Raw genomic sequence first — 14,815 nt, forward strand, 5'->3', positions numbered from 1 at the left:
AGGAACCCTGTCTGAATCATCTGGAAAAATCAGGAATGATAACCGCCGCCCAGCGCGCTGGTAAGCTGAATAGAGGCATCCAGCCACTGGCCCTGCAACAGCAAGCCGTTACACTGCTCGCGCAGTGCCGGGATTTTGGCCTCGCTCACGCGGGAACCCGCAATAATGCCGGCATTAAAGCGCGCTTGCGCCAGACCGACCACACGCTGCGCGTCATGCTCAATCTGCTGCTGATGCTGATTTTTCTGCGCCAGCGTCTCTACCTGACTGGCGGCGCGCGCCACATCATTAACCGCATCTACCACCGCTTTGTTGTAGTTGGCGATAGAAAGGTTGCTTTGCGCTTTGGCGATATCGAGGTTGGCATTCAGCCTGCCGCTGTCGAAAATCGGCAGCGTCAGCCCGCCGGTAATGCCATATTGCTGTGCGGAATGGCGGAACAGATCGCTCAGATGTAACGCATCCTGCTGTAAAAAAGCCATCAGATTGATATCGGGATAAAACGCGGCCTTCGCGGCGTCAATGCTGCTCAACGAGGATTCAATGTACCAGTGCGCGGCCTGTAGATCCGCCCGGCGCGCCAGCAACGAATACCCCAGTTGCGACGGTAACTGGCTTTCAACGGCGGGGAGACTCACCTGACGCAGCTTGAGCGCCGCCGATTGCGTATTGGTTAACGCGCTGAGCCGCGCTTCAATAACCTTCATTTTACCGTTAACGTCATTCAACTGCTGCTGGGTTTTGCTGGCGTCGATATCGGTCTCGACCCCTTCAACAGAAGAAGTAATACCGTGTTGATACAGCTCCCGGTTTACCGCCACCACGTTTTGCTGCTCATGCTCGATTTGCATCAGCACATTTTTCAGCGCTGCCTGTGTTTGCCACTCCCAGTAGAGTCGCGCCACGCCGCTTGCCAGCAATTGTCGGGTCTGCTCCTGCTCCGCTTCGCGCGCTTTGACCGCCCCGATCCGCGCAGTAACTTCAGCGCGGTTTTTCCCCCATAAATCCAGATCCCAGCCCGCCGTCAGGCCGAATGTACCGTTGGTATACCACGGCCCGGTCGTTCCCGCCGCGGGGTCGGTAATCGCGAATGGCCCCATCAGCCCTTCCGCGGACATTCGCTGGCGCTCAATGTCAGCAGAAAAGTCGAGCTGCGGGCCGTCCTGCGCCTCAACCGCTTTCGCCTGCGCTTCCGCCAGTTGAATACGCTGTTCAGCCACCTGCATATCCGGCGAATGCTGTATGGCATTATCAATCAGCGCGTCAAGCTGCGCATCGTGATACGCCTTCCACCACTGGCTATCCGGCCAACCGTTTTTCAATGCCGCCGGCAGGCTGGAATCAACATGAGAAGAGGGCGTCTGCTGGGTCAGCGACTGGCGGGTATCGTGCATAGGGGCGCAGCCCGCCAGCAAAATAAAAAGCGGTAAGCTCGCTGTCGCGGCAAGGAAAGAATTACGATTCATGGAGGTGTTCTGATAAAAAAAGGTGCGCAGAGAGTACGTCTTACGGCGATCTATTTTTTAGTTACGCGTGGCAATACATCATCAGACAACAAAAGACATATTTTGAAATTTATATGATTAGTAAATAATTTCATCTGATACATTTTTTGATGTAATACTTCAATGAAAAGTCCCACTAACCCGTTCATAAATGAACGATTTTGCTGCAATACGCGCCAGCAGCCTTCATGAGTTAAACGTCGCCGCGCCCAACAAGGCAGCAGATGGCTTAATACTTTCCTATACTTTGTTTGTATTTACCAATAAAGGGACAAACAATGAAAATTCTTCTATGGGCAATCTTAATTATTTTTCTGATTGGGCTGTTGGTGGTAACGGGCGTGTTTAAGATGATTTTCTGATTCCTGCGCCGGGCAGCGATAGTATCTGCCCGGCACACGTTCTGGACGCTGTAGAGATTAGATTTTAATAGCCTGAATCGCCCGCGCAATCTCGGATGAACGGTTTAACGCCCGAATCGACTGAAAGAGTTCCGTCGCCTCAATATATTCCTTACGCAAATATCCCAACCACTGTTTAATACGCGCGACATGGTATAAACCGGTATCGCCCTGCTTTTCCAGTCGGGTATATTTTTGTAATAACGTTACCACTTCCGGCCACGGCATACGCGGTTCGTTATACTTCACCACCCGGCTCAGGTTAGGAATATTTAACGCCCCACGGCCAATCATCACCGCATCGCAGCCGCTGGTCGCCATACATGCCTGCGCGCTCTGCCAGTCCCAGATTTCGCCATTCGCGATAACCGGAATAGTCAGACGCTGGCGTATTTCGCCGATCGCCTGCCAGTCGATATGCTCGGCGCGGTAGCCCTGCGCTTTGGTACGACCATGCACCACCAGTTCACTGGCGCCAGCCTGCTGCACAGCATCGGCGATTTCAAATTTTCTATCGCCGCTATCCCAGCCGAGACGCACTTTTACCGTCACCGGAAGATGCGACGGTACCGCGGCCCGCATCGCTTTCGCGCCCTGATAGATGAGTTCGGGATCTTTGAGCAATGTCGCGCCGCCGCCGCTGCCGTTCACCACTTTTGACGGACAGCCGCAGTTCAGGTCCACGCCATACGATCCCAACGCCGTCGCCCGCGCGGCGTTTTCCGCCAGCCACTGCGGATGCTGTTTTGCCGGGTGGCGGCGCAAACGCCACGCTACGTCACGTAAGGCGCTCAACGCGGCTCAAGACAGTTATCTTCTTTCCAGCCGTACAGCCATTCGATACCGCGATAAAACGCCTCCTGCGATTTCCCTTTCCACAACAGATTACGCACCTGACGCTCCACCCCGGCGGCGTGATAGAGACGCCCCATCTCGCGGGTAGACCAGACGATACGCGCCGTGCGGGGAATACGCACCGACTCATACAGCGCAAATGCCTGCTGCGCGTCGCCGTCGCAGCGTTCCAGCGCTTTGCCTAGCGTGACGGCGTCTTCCAGCGCCATACAGGCGCCCTGGGCCATATATTGCGCCACCGGATGCGCGGCGTCGCCCACCAGAGTGATACGCTCGGTTCCCCATTTTGCGACCGGCTCGCGATCGGCGGTCGACCAGCGGCGCCAGGAGGTCGGCTTATCCAGCATCTGGCGCGGGCGGGGATGAATGCCGGCAAAATAAGAGAGCACCTCTTCTTTACTGCCGTCTTTCACGCCCCACTCTTCTTGCTGGCGGCTGTGGAATGTCACCACCAGATTGTACTGTTGACCTCCACGGAGCGGATAATGGACCAGGTGACAATGCGGGCCTGCCCACAGCACCGGTGCGTTAATACGTAAATCGTCCGGCATATCGTCGCAATTAATCACCGCCCGATAAACTACATGCCCCGTTACGCGCGGCGCATCGCCGAGTAAACTTTGCCGCACGACCGATTTAACGCCGTCGCAGCCCACGAGAATATCCGCCGTCCAGCTATTTCCCTGCTCATCAAACACCGTAACGTCATCCGGCGTCTGGCGGATATCGACAATATGGGTCGAGGTACGATACTCCACGCCAGGGTGCGTCAGCACCGCTTCCCATACCGTTGCATGAATATCTACCCGGTGAATTACCGCATACGGCCCGCCAAAATGGTCGCGGAACGCCTGCCCGGTTTCAATGCATACCACTTCTTCGGCATTCACGGCATCCATCATGGTAATGTGATCGGTAAACACCGCACGCTGGCGGGCAACATCGCCCACACCGAGACTATCCAGCGCCGAAAAAGCGTTCGGCCCAAGCTGAATACCCGCGCCAATCTCGCCAATTTCGTGCGCTTTTTCCAACAGCATGACTTTTATTCCCTGGCGCGCCAGCGACAGCGCGGTCGCCGCGCCGCCGATTCCGCCACCTACAATAATTGCGCTTGTCACGTGAGTCATGGTCATTCTCCTTTTCAGGCCGGGATTTTATCTTGTTGATTTTCCGGCGCGGCGGCAATAAACGCCGGTAGCTGTACGCAGGCGTCATAAACGGCTTTACAGCGCGGATAGCCTGATAAATCGCAGCCCATCCTGAGCGCATTCGCCCACTGAGGAATCAGGCAGCAGTCCGCAAGTCCTGGCGCGTCGCCCACACAGAATCGTCCGGACTGACTTTTACGCAATAGCTGCTCTACCGCGCTTAACCCTTGTTGTATCCAGTGGGCGTACCAGCGTTTTTTATCCTCCTCGCTAACCTTCAGCTCATCGGTCAGGTAGCGCAACACGCGCATGTTATTGATTGGGTGTATATCGCAGGCGATAGCGTAGACAATTTCCAGCGCCTGGCTGCGCGCCGGGTCGCTCGTCGGCAGCAGCGGCGTTTGCGGAAAATGTCGGTCCAGCCAGTCGACGATGGCCAGCGATTGCCCCAACGATTCGCCGTCATCAGTGACCAGCGTCGGCACCAGGCCTACCGGATTCATCCGTCGGTAGGCCAGCGCATTCTGCTGGCCGATACGAATATTGACGCCCACCGTCTGGTAATCAATCCCCTTTAACGCCAGCGCAATACGTACACGATAAGACGCCGAACTATTAAAGAAACTGTACAGCTTCATCGTTCACCTCAGACAATTTTCACAGCAATCGGCGTCAGACCTTCTACGTTCCCGGTGATGACATCCCCTTTCACCACTGCGCCCACCCCCTCTGGCGTACCGGTGAAAATTAAATCGCCTGGCTGCAATTCAAAGAAGCCGGACAAATAGCTGATGGTTTCATTTACCGACCAAATAAGATGACGAATATCGCTGCGCTGATGGTCTTCGCCGTTAACCTGTAGCCAAATAGGGGCGTTATCCACATTATGCGTTTCAGCGGCTTTGTGTAATGGCGCAATGGGCGCGGAGAGATCGAACGCTTTGCCAATTTCCCACGGGCGTCCCATCTGGCGCATTTCCATCTGACGATCGCGACGCGTCATGTCCAGACCGGTGGCGTATCCCCAGACATATTCATGGGCTTTTTCCAGCGGGATATCGCTCCCCTTTTTACCAATCGCCACCACCAGCTCAATTTCATAATGGTAGTTATCGGTCTGCGCCGGATACGGCAGTTCCAGGGTATCCCCCGCCGCTACCGGGACGACAGCGTCCGCTGGTTTACAAAAGAAGAACGGCGGTTCGCGATCGGGATCAAAGCCCATTTCACGGGCATGGGCGGCATAGTTGCGACCCACGCAGTAAACGCGACGTACCGGAAACTGCTCATCACTGCCCGCCACGGGTACTGTTACCGGGGCCTGCGGCTGGAATACATATTTGGTCATGTTCTCTCTCTCTAATTAATAACGTGCTTCGCGGAACAGCCCCAGGGCTTCCTGAACCGGCTTGTCCGAAAAGCTGAATAACACCGTGTCTTCGCTGCTGCGAAACGACACCTCATGCCAGGTCGGCGCCACAAAAATGTCTTTTGCGGAAAAATGAAAAGTTTCGTTGCCGATAGTGACCAGCCCTGCCCCTTCAACGACGTGGTAGATAGTGCTGTCGGTGCTCCGCGCCACACGCGAGGCAAAGCCTTTTGGCAACAGTTGCAGGAACGCGCCCATCGACGGCATCGGATAACCGCCGGTGACGGGATTAACGTAACGCAGCTTGTAACCTTCCCACTCATCCGGATCGCCCATACGGGTCAGATCGTGCAGCGCCTCGCGACTGCGGTCGTAACGGTAGTTGAAAATCGGCGACGAGTTCCCGCGCTGGTGGCGCAGCGGCAGCATATTCGCTGCATAGCGCGGCAGATAATCGCCCTCTTTTCGCGTCACCGGCTGCTGATCTTCGGGATAGTCTTCCGCAAAACCACAGCCCAGGAGATTGACTAACGGCAGATCCAGACCATCCAGCCATACCACCGGCTCTGACCCCGGATTACCATGATCGTGCCAGCGCCACTGCGGCGTCAGGATAAAATCGCCGGTATGCATTGGCGTGCGCTCGCCGTCCACCGCGGTAAATGCGCCTTTACCTTCGACGATAAAACGCAGCGCCGACTGGTTATGGCGATGACTCGGCGCGACTTCGCCGGGCAGGATCAGCTGTAAACCAGCGTATAAGGTCGCCGTGATCGACGACTGACCGCGCAATGCCGGATTTTCCAGCACCAGCACCCGGCGGATCGCCTCTTTCGCGCCAATGACATTGCCGCTTTCCATCAGTAGCGGACGAATTTCCTGATAATTCCAGTAGGCCGGCGCGCAGTTGGCGTTTGGCGTCTGCGGTACCAGGTGATGTAACGATTCCCACAGCGGCGTCAGATTCTGCCCGGAAATATGCTGGTAATACTGCTGACGGCTATCTTTTACGTTCTGATTTATTTCAGACATGGAGATTCTCCTTATTCGTTTACGACGCTGGCACGCGGCAGGTCGTCAGGTACAGAAATCGAAAGGCGGACAACCACCGTCAGCAGGGTAAGCATTACCGCGCTGATAGCCGCCGGAATAGCAATGACAAAAAACAACGTATCGAAAGAGAAATTGAGGGCCATCATCATGCCGCCGGAGAGCGAACCGACAATCGCCCCGCAGCGTCCAATGGCGTTCGACCAGCTCACGCCCGTCGCCCGGCTTTGGGTGGGGTACAGCGTCGCCGTCAGAGCATTCAGCCCGACCTGTGAACCGCTAATACCGATGCCGGTACCAAAAATCGCCAGCGCCATCAGCCAAAGGCCGTTTTCGCTCAGGCCTATCATGACAATGCAAACCGCGCCCAGCGCATAGCTCACCGCCAGTACCCGGAACGGGTTAAGCCGATCCATCAACACGCCGAGTAACAGCGCGCCAAGCGTGCCGCCAACCTGGAATGCGGCAGTCACCCACGACGCCTGTTGCAGATTAATACCGCGATGGTTAAGTAACGTCGGCATCCAGCTGGAAAGCAGATAGATAATGAGCAGGCTCATAAAGAACACCACCCATAACATCAGGGTAATGACAAGCTGTCGCCCGGCAAAAAGCTGGCGAATACTGCCTTTGGCGACGGCTGCCGTCTCATGCAGAAAGAATTGCGTATCGTGATAGCGCTCGCCGGTAATGGCGCTGACCGTCCGGGCGACAACGGCTTGCGGTAGTTGGCGACGTACCTGCCAGCGGGGAGATTCCGGCAGCGCGAACAGCAGGCCGAAAAACAGCAGCAAAGGCAAGATGCCGCCTAACGCCAGAATTCCGTGCCAGCCAATCAGCGGCACCAGTTGCGCGCTCACAATCCCGCCCATCGCCGACCCCAGGGTAAAACCGCAGAACATCAGCGTGACCAGCGCTCCGCGTCGACGAGCGGGAAGGTATTCCGACGTCATGGTGATGGTATTCGGCATCGCTCCGCCCAGTCCCAGACCGGTTAAGAAGCGCAGCAACACCAAGGTTTCTATATCCGGCGAGAAAGCGGAAAGCAGACTCAATGCGCCGAATAGCGCCACGCAAAGCTCAATGACCCGCTTGCGGCCAAAGCGATCCGCCAGCGGCCCGCATAGCAGCGCGCCGGCCGTAAGCCCCAGCAGCCCTGCGCCAAACAGCGGCGCAAGTTCGCTGGCGCTTAGCTGCCAGTGGGTACGAATATCCGGGGCGATGAAGCCAATCGCGGCGGTGTCGAAACCGTCGAGCATAACCACCAGAAAACAGCAGATGATAACGCGCCACTGCATTTTGCCGACGGGCGCGGCATCAATAAGGGCTTGTAGATCACGTCGTTGAGTCATAGCTAATGCCTCAGTGCAGGGAGATAGATGTTGTTTTTATGTTTGCTATGTTACGAGTTTGTAGAGTGAGCGATAAAATGTACAATGGCTTTTCAGGCAGAGACATAACCTGGAGGTTATAGCGAATGGCGAACTGGGCGCAGAAATTGAAATTACATCACCTGCAAACGCTGGTTGCGCTGGGCGAACAGGGCAACCTGACGCACGTCGCCCGGATGATGAATATCTCCCAGCCGGCGCTATCGAAGTGGTTATCTCAACTCGAAGATGAGATAGGCATCACGCTTTTTGAGCGCCACAGTAAAGGGCTACGGCCCTCGGAAGGCGGTAAATTACTGCTCCAGCACGCCCAGCGCCTAATTAACGATCTGGAGCGTTCACAGTATGAAATCGCCCGTTTTAAGCAGGGCGGCCTGGTTGGCAGCCTGAAGATCGGCTGTTCGCCCGTGGCGACTGACTGCGTATCACAGGCGATTCTGAGCCTGCTTAACGAAATGCCGACGCTGCATCTGAATATTGAAGAGAAGGTAATGACGCCGCTGCTGCACGATTTGCTTGCCGGTCAGGTGGATGTGGTGGTAGGGCGTGTCGGCGGCCGCGCCCTGCAACTGCCGCTTAATTATCAGGTACTTTATACCGAGCCGGTCTGCTTTGTGGCGCGTCCGCACCATCCGCTGGCCGCGCGAGCGCAGATCGCATGGAGCGATCTGGCGCACTGGCGGTGGATAGTCTGGCCAACCGGCACCCCTATTCGCATCAGTATTGATAACGCCCTCGTCGATAATGGCGTCATGCTCCCGGAAAACACCATTGAATCGGCGTCAATGAACGTCAGCACCAATTTGCTGCAAAGCAGCGATATGATCTCTATTCTTTCTTTACGGCTGGCGCAACGCTATGCCAGCCAGGGGCAACTGGCGATTTTAAACTTGCCAAAAATTGAGCAAAAAGGCAGCGTAGGGATGTTCTGGCGTAAGAATGAGACGCCGTCTTTGGCCCTGAGTCGCTTTTTGTATTTTTTAGCCCAGGTTTAGCGCCGCCGACCAGGAGCATTGCCCGATGTTCCTGCTGTCTATACCCACTATGCTAAGAATTCATGATGTGATCGGTAGCACGTTTTAACGTTTAATTGTATGATGAATCCATCTCATCAAGGGCTTTAAACATGAGTAAGTCACTGAATATTATCTGGCAATATATACGCGCTTTTGTATTGATTTATGCCTGTTTGTATGCAGGCATTTTTCTTGCATCACTGCTTCCTATCACTATTCCCGGCAGCATTATCGGGATGTTAATTCTGTTTGTATTGCTGGCGCTGCAAATTCTGCCGGCAAAGTGGGTTAACCCCGGCTGTTATGTGCTGATTCGTTATATGGCGTTGCTGTTTGTGCCGATTGGCGTCGGGGTCATGCAATATTTTGATTTACTGCGCGCGCAATTCGGCCCGGTGGTGGTCTCTTGCGCTATCAGTACGCTGGTCGTTTTTGTGGTCGTAAGCTGGAGTTCACATCTGATACACGGTGAGCGTAAAGTGGTTGGGCAGAAGGGAACGAAAAAATGATGACATATATCTGGTGGTCGTTACCGCTGACGCTGGCGGTATTTTTCGCCGCCCGCAGACTGGCGGCGCATTTTAAAATGCCGTTGCTGAATCCGCTGCTGGTGGCAATGGTAGTCATTATTCCTTTTCTGTTGCTGACCGGTATTCCCTACGAGCACTACTTCAAAGGCAGCGAAGTACTTAACGATCTGCTGCAACCGGCGGTAGTGGCACTGGCCTATCCCCTTTATGAACAATTGCACCAGATTCGCGCGCGTTGGAAATCCATTATTAGCATCTGTTTTGTCGGCAGTCTGGTAGCGATGATTACCGGAACATCCGTTGCCTTGCTGATGGGCGCAACGCCTGAAATCGCGGCATCGGTACTGCCTAAATCCGTGACTACGCCTATCGCGATGGCGGTGGGCGGCAGCATCGGCGGCATCCCCGCGATCAGCGCGGTATGCGTAATTTTTGTCGGTATTCTGGGCGCGGTGTTTGGCCACACGCTGTTAAACGCGATGCACATCCGTACTAAGGCCGCACGCGGGCTGGCAATGGGGACCGCCTCACATGCGCTCGGTACTGCGCGCTGTGCCGAGCAGGATTACCAGGAAGGCGCGTTTAGCTCCCTGGCGCTGGTGATCTGCGGCATTATTACCTCGCTGGTAGCGCCCTTTTTGTTTCCGCTCATTCTGGCGGTAATGCGCTAACGACGGGACAAAAGACCGGGTTAAAATTTGCGATACGTCGCGCATTTTTCATTTAAGTTTCACAAGTTGCATAAACAATGAGATTTAGATCACATATTAAGACATAGCAGGCCCGTAAACTACGGTTCCATTACATTGTTATGAGGCAACGCCATGCATCCACGTTTTCAAACTGCTTTTGCCCAGCTTGCGGATAATTTGCAATCAGCGCTGGCCCCTATCCTGGCGGACCACCATTTTCCCGCCATGCTGACCGCAGAGCAGGTCTCGACGCTTAAAAATACGGCGGGACTGGACGAAGACGCGCTGGCTTTCGCACTGTTACCTCTGGCGGCGACCTGCGCCCGTACCGATTTGTCCCATTTTAACGTCGGCGCGATTGCGCGCGGCGTTAGCGGCAACTGGTATTTCGGCGCGAATATGGAGTTCCTGGGCGCCACCATGCAACAAACTGTGCATGCTGAACAAAGCGCGATTAGCCACGCCTGGCTACGCGGCGAAAAAGGGCTCGCCGCCGTCACCGTTAACTACACGCCTTGCGGCCACTGTCGCCAGTTTATGAACGAGCTGAACAGCGGTCTGGATCTGCGCATTCATCTGCCGGGCCGCGCGCCGCATACGTTACGCGATTATCTGCCTGACGCTTTCGGGCCAAAAGATCTGGAGATCAAAACGCTGCTGATGGACGAGCAGGATCATGGCTTTACGTTAACGGGCGATACGCTAACGCAAGCGGCGATTACGGCAGCCAATAAGAGCCATATGCCTTATAGCCACTCACCGAGCGGCGTGGCGCTGGAATGTAAAGATGGCCGTATTTTCACCGGCAGCTATGCGGAAAACGCCGCCTTTAACCCTACGCTTCCCCCGCTGCAAGGCGCGCTAAACCTGCTGAGTCTCAATGGCTATGACTATGCGGATATTCAGCGTGCGATTCTGGCGGAAAAAGGCGATGCAGCATTAATTCAATGGGATGCCACCGCCGCAACGCTGAAAGCGTTAGGTTGCCATAATATTGACCGCGTGCTTCTCGGCTAAGCAAATGTGCCGGATAGCGACGCCCTGGCGTCTTATCCGGCCTGACTCTCCTCTCCCGCGACCCGATACAAGGGAAATCATGCTGAAAATCTCCGCAATCAGACGGCGGTTTCTTGCGCTACGTCTTCGGGTACAGTAGCCTGATCGTACTTTCATCCTGGTATCGAGTTTCCTGCATGTTAAAGCGCGTGTTTTACAGCCTGTTGGTCCTGGTAGGCTTGCTGCTGTTGACGGTGCTTGGCCTCGATCGGTGGATGAGCTGGAAAACAGCGCCCTATATCTATGACGAGCTACAGGATCTCCCCTACCGCCAGGTTGGCGTCGTGTTAGGGACAGCCAAATACTATCGCAAGGGTGTCATTAATCAGTACTATCGTTATCGTATCCAGGGCGCGTTAAACGCTTACAATAGCGGTAAAGTCAATTACCTGCTGCTCAGCGGCGACAATGCCCTGCAAAGCTATAACGAACCGATGACCATGCGCAAAGACCTTATCGCGGCGGGCGTCGATCCTGCGGACATTGTGCTTGATTACGCTGGCTTCCGTACGCTTGACTCCATTGTGCGTACCCGCAAAGTGTTTGATACCAACGACTTTATTATCATCACTCAGCGCTTCCACTGCGAACGCGCCTTGTTTATTGCGTTGCATATGGGCATTCAGGCGCAGTGTTACGCGGTACCTTCGCCCAAAAATATGCTGACAGTGCGCCTGCGCGAATTTGGCGCCCGCTTTAGCGCGCTGGCGGATCTCTATATTTTTAAACGCGAACCGCGTTTTTTAGGCCCGCTGGTACCTATTCCCACGCAGCATCAGGTGCCGAATGACGCCCAGGGGTATCCGGCAGTTACGCCGGAACAATTGCTTGAACTGGAAAAGAAAAAAGGGAAATGATCATGGATGTACAGACGATATTTGTCATATTAGCCTTTCTGCTACTCCCGCTTTTTTGCTTCCGTGAGGCATGGAAAGGCTGGCGAACCGGCGCGGTAGATAAAGTTGTCAAAAATGCGCGAAAACCGGTTTATGTCTATCGCCATGCCGATCCCGTACAATATTGGTCTTATCTTTTTCTTTATACCGGTTGCGGTTTTTTATTTACTGGAATGATTATTTATCTTCTTTTTTATCGTTAATCTATTTATTATCCCTTTAAAATTGAGAATAGTTATTATTATGATATAAGGAACAAATGCTGTTTTGCATTCTGGTTTCATTTTTTTGTGAATTCTTTCACAGAATACCCTTCTTTCAATGCTTAGGCTGGCGGTAGATTTTAGATCATTAAAACGCGTTATTTGCGTTTCGCCTTAATTTATTCAAGCATTAAGGAAGATTATATGCCGCAACAAAATTATCTGGATGAACTCACGCCTGGTTTTACGCCATTACTGGCAATAAAAGAGGCTTCACGTTGTTTATTATGTCACGATGCGCCCTGTAGTCAGGCTTGCCCGGCGCAAACCGATCCGGGGAAATTTATTCGTTCTATTTACTTTCGCAATTTTAAAGGCGCAGCGGAAACTATCCGGGAAAATAATGCGCTTGGCGCCGTCTGCGCCAGAGTCTGTCCGACGGAAAAATTATGCCAGCGCGGATGTACACGTTCCGGAATAGATAAACCTATTGATATTGCACGCCTGCAACGTTTTATTACCGATTTTGAACAGCAGACTGCCATGCAGATTTATCAGCCCGGGAGTAAAACACGCGGGAAAGTAGCGATTATTGGCGCGGGTCCGGCAGGTTTGCAGGCAAGCGTGACGCTCACGCATTTAGGCTATGACGTCACCATTTACGAAAAACAGCCGCAGCCCGGCGGATGGCTGCGTCACGGCATCCCGGCATTTCGTCTGCCGCAAAGCGTACTCGATCAGGAAATTGCCCGCATTGTAGAAATGGGCGTCAATATTAAATGTAATTGTGAGGTGGGCGGGTCGCTATCGCTTGCGCAACTCAAAGCCGAATATCGCGCCGTGCTGATGACCGTCGGGATGTCCTGTGGATCTGATTTACCGTTATTTGAGCAAGCCAGTCACGTAGAGATTGCCGTTGATTTTTTACAACGCGCCCGTCAGGCCGACGGCGATATTAGCGTTCCGCGTAGCGCATTAATTATTGGCGGCGGCGACGTAGCGATGGATGTCGCCAGTACGTTAAAAATTCTCGGCTGTCCTTCCGTCACCTGCGTGGCGCGGGAAGAATTAGCCCAATTTCCCGCCAGCGAAAAAGAATTTACCAGCACGCAGGCATTAGGCGTATCGATTATTGATGGTTTTACGCCTGTCGCCGTCAGCGGAAATAAAGTGACCTTCCACCATGTACGCCACTCAGGAGAACTGACGCTGGAAGCGGAAAATATTATTTTGGCCGTGGGGCAGCACGCGCGACTGGATACCTTTGCGGAGATAAAAGCGCAGCATAATATTATCGACACGCACAATTATCAAACCGACGACCCGGCGATCTTTGCCGCTGGCGATATTGTTAAAGGCGATAAGACCGTCGTTTATGCGGTAAAAACCGGAAAAGAAGCCGCTCAGGCTATTCATCATTATTTAGAGGAGGCCTGCTCATGTTAACAAAAGATTTGTCTGTTACCTTTTGCGGCGTTAAGTTTCCCAATCCGTTTTGTCTTTCTTCTTCTCCGGTAGGCAATTGTTATGAGATGTGCGCCAAAGCCTATGATACCGGCTGGGGCGGGATCGTTTTTAAAACCATTGGTTTTTTTATTGCCAACGAAGTCTCTCCACGTTTTGACCACCTAACGAAAGAAGATACCGGTTTTATTGGTTTCAAAAACATGGAGCAAATTGCTGAGCATCCGCTGGAAGAGAATCTGGCCGCCATTCGACGGCTAAAACAGGATTATCCGGATAAGGTGCTGATTGCTTCCATCATGGGGGAAAATGAGCAGCAGTGGCAAGAACTGGCGCGTCTGGTTGAAGAAGCCGGCGCGGATATGATTGAGTGTAACTTCTCTTGCCCGCAGATGACCTCGCACGCCATGGGAAGCGATGTAGGGCAAAGCCCGGAGCTGGTTGAAAAATACTGCCGCGCCGTAAAACGCGGCTCATCTTTGCCAATGCTGGCGAAAATGACGCCGAATATTGGCGATATGTGTGAAGTCGCGCTGGCCGCCAAACGCGGCGGAGCCGACGGTATCGCCACCATCAACACCGTGAAATCCATTACTAACATCGACCTGAACCGCAAAATCGGGATGCCGGTGGTTAACGGTAAATCCAGTATCTCCGGTTATTCAGGAAAAGCGGTGAAACCCATTGCGCTGCGTTTTATCCAGCAGTTGCGAATGCACCCTGAACTGCGCGATTTCCCGATTAGCGGTATCGGCGGCATTGAAACCTGGGAAGACGCTGCCGAATTTCTGCTGCTGGGCGCGGCGACCCTACAGGTGACGACAGGCATTATGCAATACGGTTACCGCATTGTAGAGGATATGGCGAGCGGCCTCAGCCACTATCTGGCCGATCAGGGATTTGCCTCATTACAGGAGATGATCGGGCTGGCGAATGGCAATATTATCCCGGCGGAAGACCTGGATCGCAGCTATATCGTCTATCCGCGGATTAATCAGGAGAAATGCGTCGGCTGCGGACGTTGCTATATCTCCTGCTATGACGGCGGTCATCAGGCGATGGAGTGGGATGAACACAGCCGCACGCCGCATTGCAATACGGAAAAATGCGTCGGTTGTCTGCTGTGCGGTCATGTCTGCCCGGTCGCCTGTATTGATTTAGGCGAGGTCAAATTTAAAAAAGGCGAAAAAGAACACGCGTTAACGCTGTAGCTCACGGTATGAAGCCCGGCGCGCA

At 53.8% G+C, this 14,815-nt stretch carries 15 protein-coding genes and 1 pseudogene; 9 read left to right on the forward strand and 7 right to left on the reverse strand.

The window, feature by feature from the left end; genetic code table 11:
- Nucleotides 1-29: 29 nt before the first annotated feature.
- The gene (mdtQ, locus tag N7E69_RS00275) at nucleotides 30-1,466 is read right to left on the reverse strand and encodes a multidrug resistance outer membrane protein MdtQ (RefSeq protein WP_001081453.1); all 1,437 of its coding nucleotides are present in this window, start codon (nucleotides 1,464-1,466) and stop codon (nucleotides 30-32) included.
- A gap of 317 nt (nucleotides 1,467-1,783) precedes the next feature.
- Here mdtQ and yohP point away from each other — a divergent pair, with 317 nt between their 5' ends.
- Complete coding sequence (gene yohP, locus N7E69_RS00280; protein WP_000698460.1) at nucleotides 1,784-1,867, forward strand: small membrane protein YohP; 84 nt, start codon at nucleotides 1,784-1,786, stop codon at nucleotides 1,865-1,867.
- A gap of 57 nt (nucleotides 1,868-1,924) precedes the next feature.
- Here the strand turns inward: yohP and dusC are convergent.
- From dusC to N7E69_RS00310, 6 genes and pseudogenes are all read right to left on the reverse strand, one after another.
- Nucleotides 1,925-2,650, reverse strand: a pseudogene (gene dusC / locus N7E69_RS00285) (tRNA dihydrouridine(16) synthase DusC); the annotation flags it as partial.
- Nucleotides 2,651-2,697: 47 nt separating this feature from the next.
- Entirely contained in the window at nucleotides 2,698-3,891 is a 1,194-nt protein-coding gene (locus tag N7E69_RS00290; RefSeq protein ID WP_000150106.1) for a 3-hydroxybenzoate 6-monooxygenase, read from the reverse strand.
- Between the two features lie 14 nt (nucleotides 3,892-3,905).
- Nucleotides 3,906-4,550 carry a maleylacetoacetate isomerase gene (maiA, locus tag N7E69_RS00295; protein ID WP_000781183.1) on the reverse strand — a complete coding sequence of 215 codons (645 nt, stop codon included), beginning with the start codon at nucleotides 4,548-4,550 and terminating at the stop codon, nucleotides 3,906-3,908.
- Nucleotides 4,551-4,558: 8 nt separating this feature from the next.
- Nucleotides 4,559-5,260, reverse strand: a complete 702-nt coding sequence (locus tag N7E69_RS00300) for a fumarylacetoacetate hydrolase family protein (protein ID WP_000170621.1) — start codon at nucleotides 5,258-5,260, stop codon at nucleotides 4,559-4,561.
- Nucleotides 5,261-5,275: 15 nt separating this feature from the next.
- Nucleotides 5,276-6,313: a gentisate 1,2-dioxygenase gene (gtdA, locus tag N7E69_RS00305; RefSeq protein WP_001289853.1), complete on the reverse strand. Its 1,038-nt coding sequence runs from the start codon at nucleotides 6,311-6,313 to the stop codon at nucleotides 5,276-5,278.
- 11 nt (nucleotides 6,314-6,324) lie between these two features.
- Complete coding sequence (locus tag N7E69_RS00310) at nucleotides 6,325-7,683, reverse strand: MFS transporter (RefSeq protein WP_000194215.1); 1,359 nt, start codon at nucleotides 7,681-7,683, stop codon at nucleotides 6,325-6,327.
- Nucleotides 7,684-7,808: 125 nt separating this feature from the next.
- Here N7E69_RS00310 and N7E69_RS00315 point away from each other — a divergent pair, with 125 nt between their 5' ends.
- The 8 genes from N7E69_RS00315 (at nucleotide 7,809) to preA (ending at nucleotide 14,790) form a co-directional block, all read left to right on the forward strand.
- The gene (locus N7E69_RS00315; protein WP_000024658.1) at nucleotides 7,809-8,717 is read left to right on the forward strand and encodes a LysR substrate-binding domain-containing protein; all 909 of its coding nucleotides are present in this window, start codon (nucleotides 7,809-7,811) and stop codon (nucleotides 8,715-8,717) included.
- Between the two features lie 131 nt (nucleotides 8,718-8,848).
- A complete protein-coding gene (locus tag N7E69_RS00320; RefSeq protein ID WP_000045719.1) occupies nucleotides 8,849-9,247 on the forward strand; it encodes a CidA/LrgA family protein in 399 nt (132 codons plus the stop codon).
- Nucleotides 9,244-9,939 (forward strand): CidB/LrgB family autolysis modulator, encoded by a 696-nt coding sequence (locus tag N7E69_RS00325; protein WP_000989298.1) that lies wholly within the window; start codon nucleotides 9,244-9,246, stop codon nucleotides 9,937-9,939. Before N7E69_RS00320 ends, N7E69_RS00325 begins: the two co-directional genes overlap by 4 nt.
- Before the next feature lie 153 nt (nucleotides 9,940-10,092).
- Complete coding sequence (gene cdd / locus N7E69_RS00330) at nucleotides 10,093-10,977, forward strand: cytidine deaminase (protein ID WP_000553532.1); 885 nt, start codon at nucleotides 10,093-10,095, stop codon at nucleotides 10,975-10,977.
- 176 nt (nucleotides 10,978-11,153) lie between these two features.
- Nucleotides 11,154-11,873, forward strand: a complete 720-nt coding sequence (gene sanA, locus N7E69_RS00335) for an outer membrane permeability protein SanA (RefSeq protein WP_000920081.1) — start codon at nucleotides 11,154-11,156, stop codon at nucleotides 11,871-11,873.
- Entirely contained in the window at nucleotides 11,870-12,115 is a 246-nt protein-coding gene (locus tag N7E69_RS00340; protein ID WP_000605187.1) for a DUF2542 family protein, read from the forward strand. Before sanA ends, N7E69_RS00340 begins: the two co-directional genes overlap by 4 nt.
- A gap of 204 nt (nucleotides 12,116-12,319) precedes the next feature.
- A complete protein-coding gene (locus tag N7E69_RS00345) occupies nucleotides 12,320-13,561 on the forward strand; it encodes an NAD(P)-dependent oxidoreductase (protein WP_001136406.1) in 1,242 nt (413 codons plus the stop codon).
- The gene (gene preA, locus N7E69_RS00350; RefSeq protein WP_000956095.1) at nucleotides 13,555-14,790 is read left to right on the forward strand and encodes an NAD-dependent dihydropyrimidine dehydrogenase subunit PreA; all 1,236 of its coding nucleotides are present in this window, start codon (nucleotides 13,555-13,557) and stop codon (nucleotides 14,788-14,790) included. Before N7E69_RS00345 ends, preA begins: the two co-directional genes overlap by 7 nt.
- Nucleotides 14,791-14,815: the final 25 nt, after the last annotated feature.

The organism is Salmonella sp. 3C, from assembly GCF_025426275.1.
GTDB lineage: Bacteria > Pseudomonadota > Gammaproteobacteria > Enterobacterales > Enterobacteriaceae > Salmonella > Salmonella enterica.

Bases quoted from the DNA above. Each gene is read 5' to 3' on its own strand.
- mdtQ (WP_001081453.1), bottom strand. From the start codon at position 1,466: ATGAATCGTAATTCTTTCCTTGCCGCGACAGCGAGCTTACCGCTTTTT.
- gtdA (WP_001289853.1), bottom strand. From the start codon at position 6,313: ATGTCTGAAATAAATCAGAACGTAAAAGATAGCCGTCAGCAGTATTAC.
- cdd (WP_000553532.1), top strand. From the start codon at position 10,093: ATGCATCCACGTTTTCAAACTGCTTTTGCCCAGCTTGCGGATAATTTG.
- preA (WP_000956095.1), top strand. From the start codon at position 13,555: ATGTTAACAAAAGATTTGTCTGTTACCTTTTGCGGCGTTAAGTTTCCC.
- N7E69_RS00325 (WP_000989298.1), top strand. From the start codon at position 9,244: ATGATGACATATATCTGGTGGTCGTTACCGCTGACGCTGGCGGTATTT.
- N7E69_RS00315 (WP_000024658.1), top strand. From the start codon at position 7,809: ATGGCGAACTGGGCGCAGAAATTGAAATTACATCACCTGCAAACGCTG.
- N7E69_RS00345 (WP_001136406.1), top strand. From the start codon at position 12,320: ATGCCGCAACAAAATTATCTGGATGAACTCACGCCTGGTTTTACGCCA.
- N7E69_RS00310 (WP_000194215.1), bottom strand. From the start codon at position 7,683: ATGACTCAACGACGTGATCTACAAGCCCTTATTGATGCCGCGCCCGTC.
- maiA (WP_000781183.1), bottom strand. From the start codon at position 4,550: ATGAAGCTGTACAGTTTCTTTAATAGTTCGGCGTCTTATCGTGTACGT.
- N7E69_RS00320 (WP_000045719.1), top strand. From the start codon at position 8,849: ATGAGTAAGTCACTGAATATTATCTGGCAATATATACGCGCTTTTGTA.
- sanA (WP_000920081.1), top strand. From the start codon at position 11,154: ATGTTAAAGCGCGTGTTTTACAGCCTGTTGGTCCTGGTAGGCTTGCTG.
- yohP (WP_000698460.1), top strand. From the start codon at position 1,784: ATGAAAATTCTTCTATGGGCAATCTTAATTATTTTTCTGATTGGGCTG.
- N7E69_RS00300 (WP_000170621.1), bottom strand. From the start codon at position 5,260: ATGACCAAATATGTATTCCAGCCGCAGGCCCCGGTAACAGTACCCGTG.
- N7E69_RS00340 (WP_000605187.1), top strand. From the start codon at position 11,870: ATGATCATGGATGTACAGACGATATTTGTCATATTAGCCTTTCTGCTA.
- N7E69_RS00290 (WP_000150106.1), bottom strand. From the start codon at position 3,891: ATGACTCACGTGACAAGCGCAATTATTGTAGGTGGCGGAATCGGCGGC.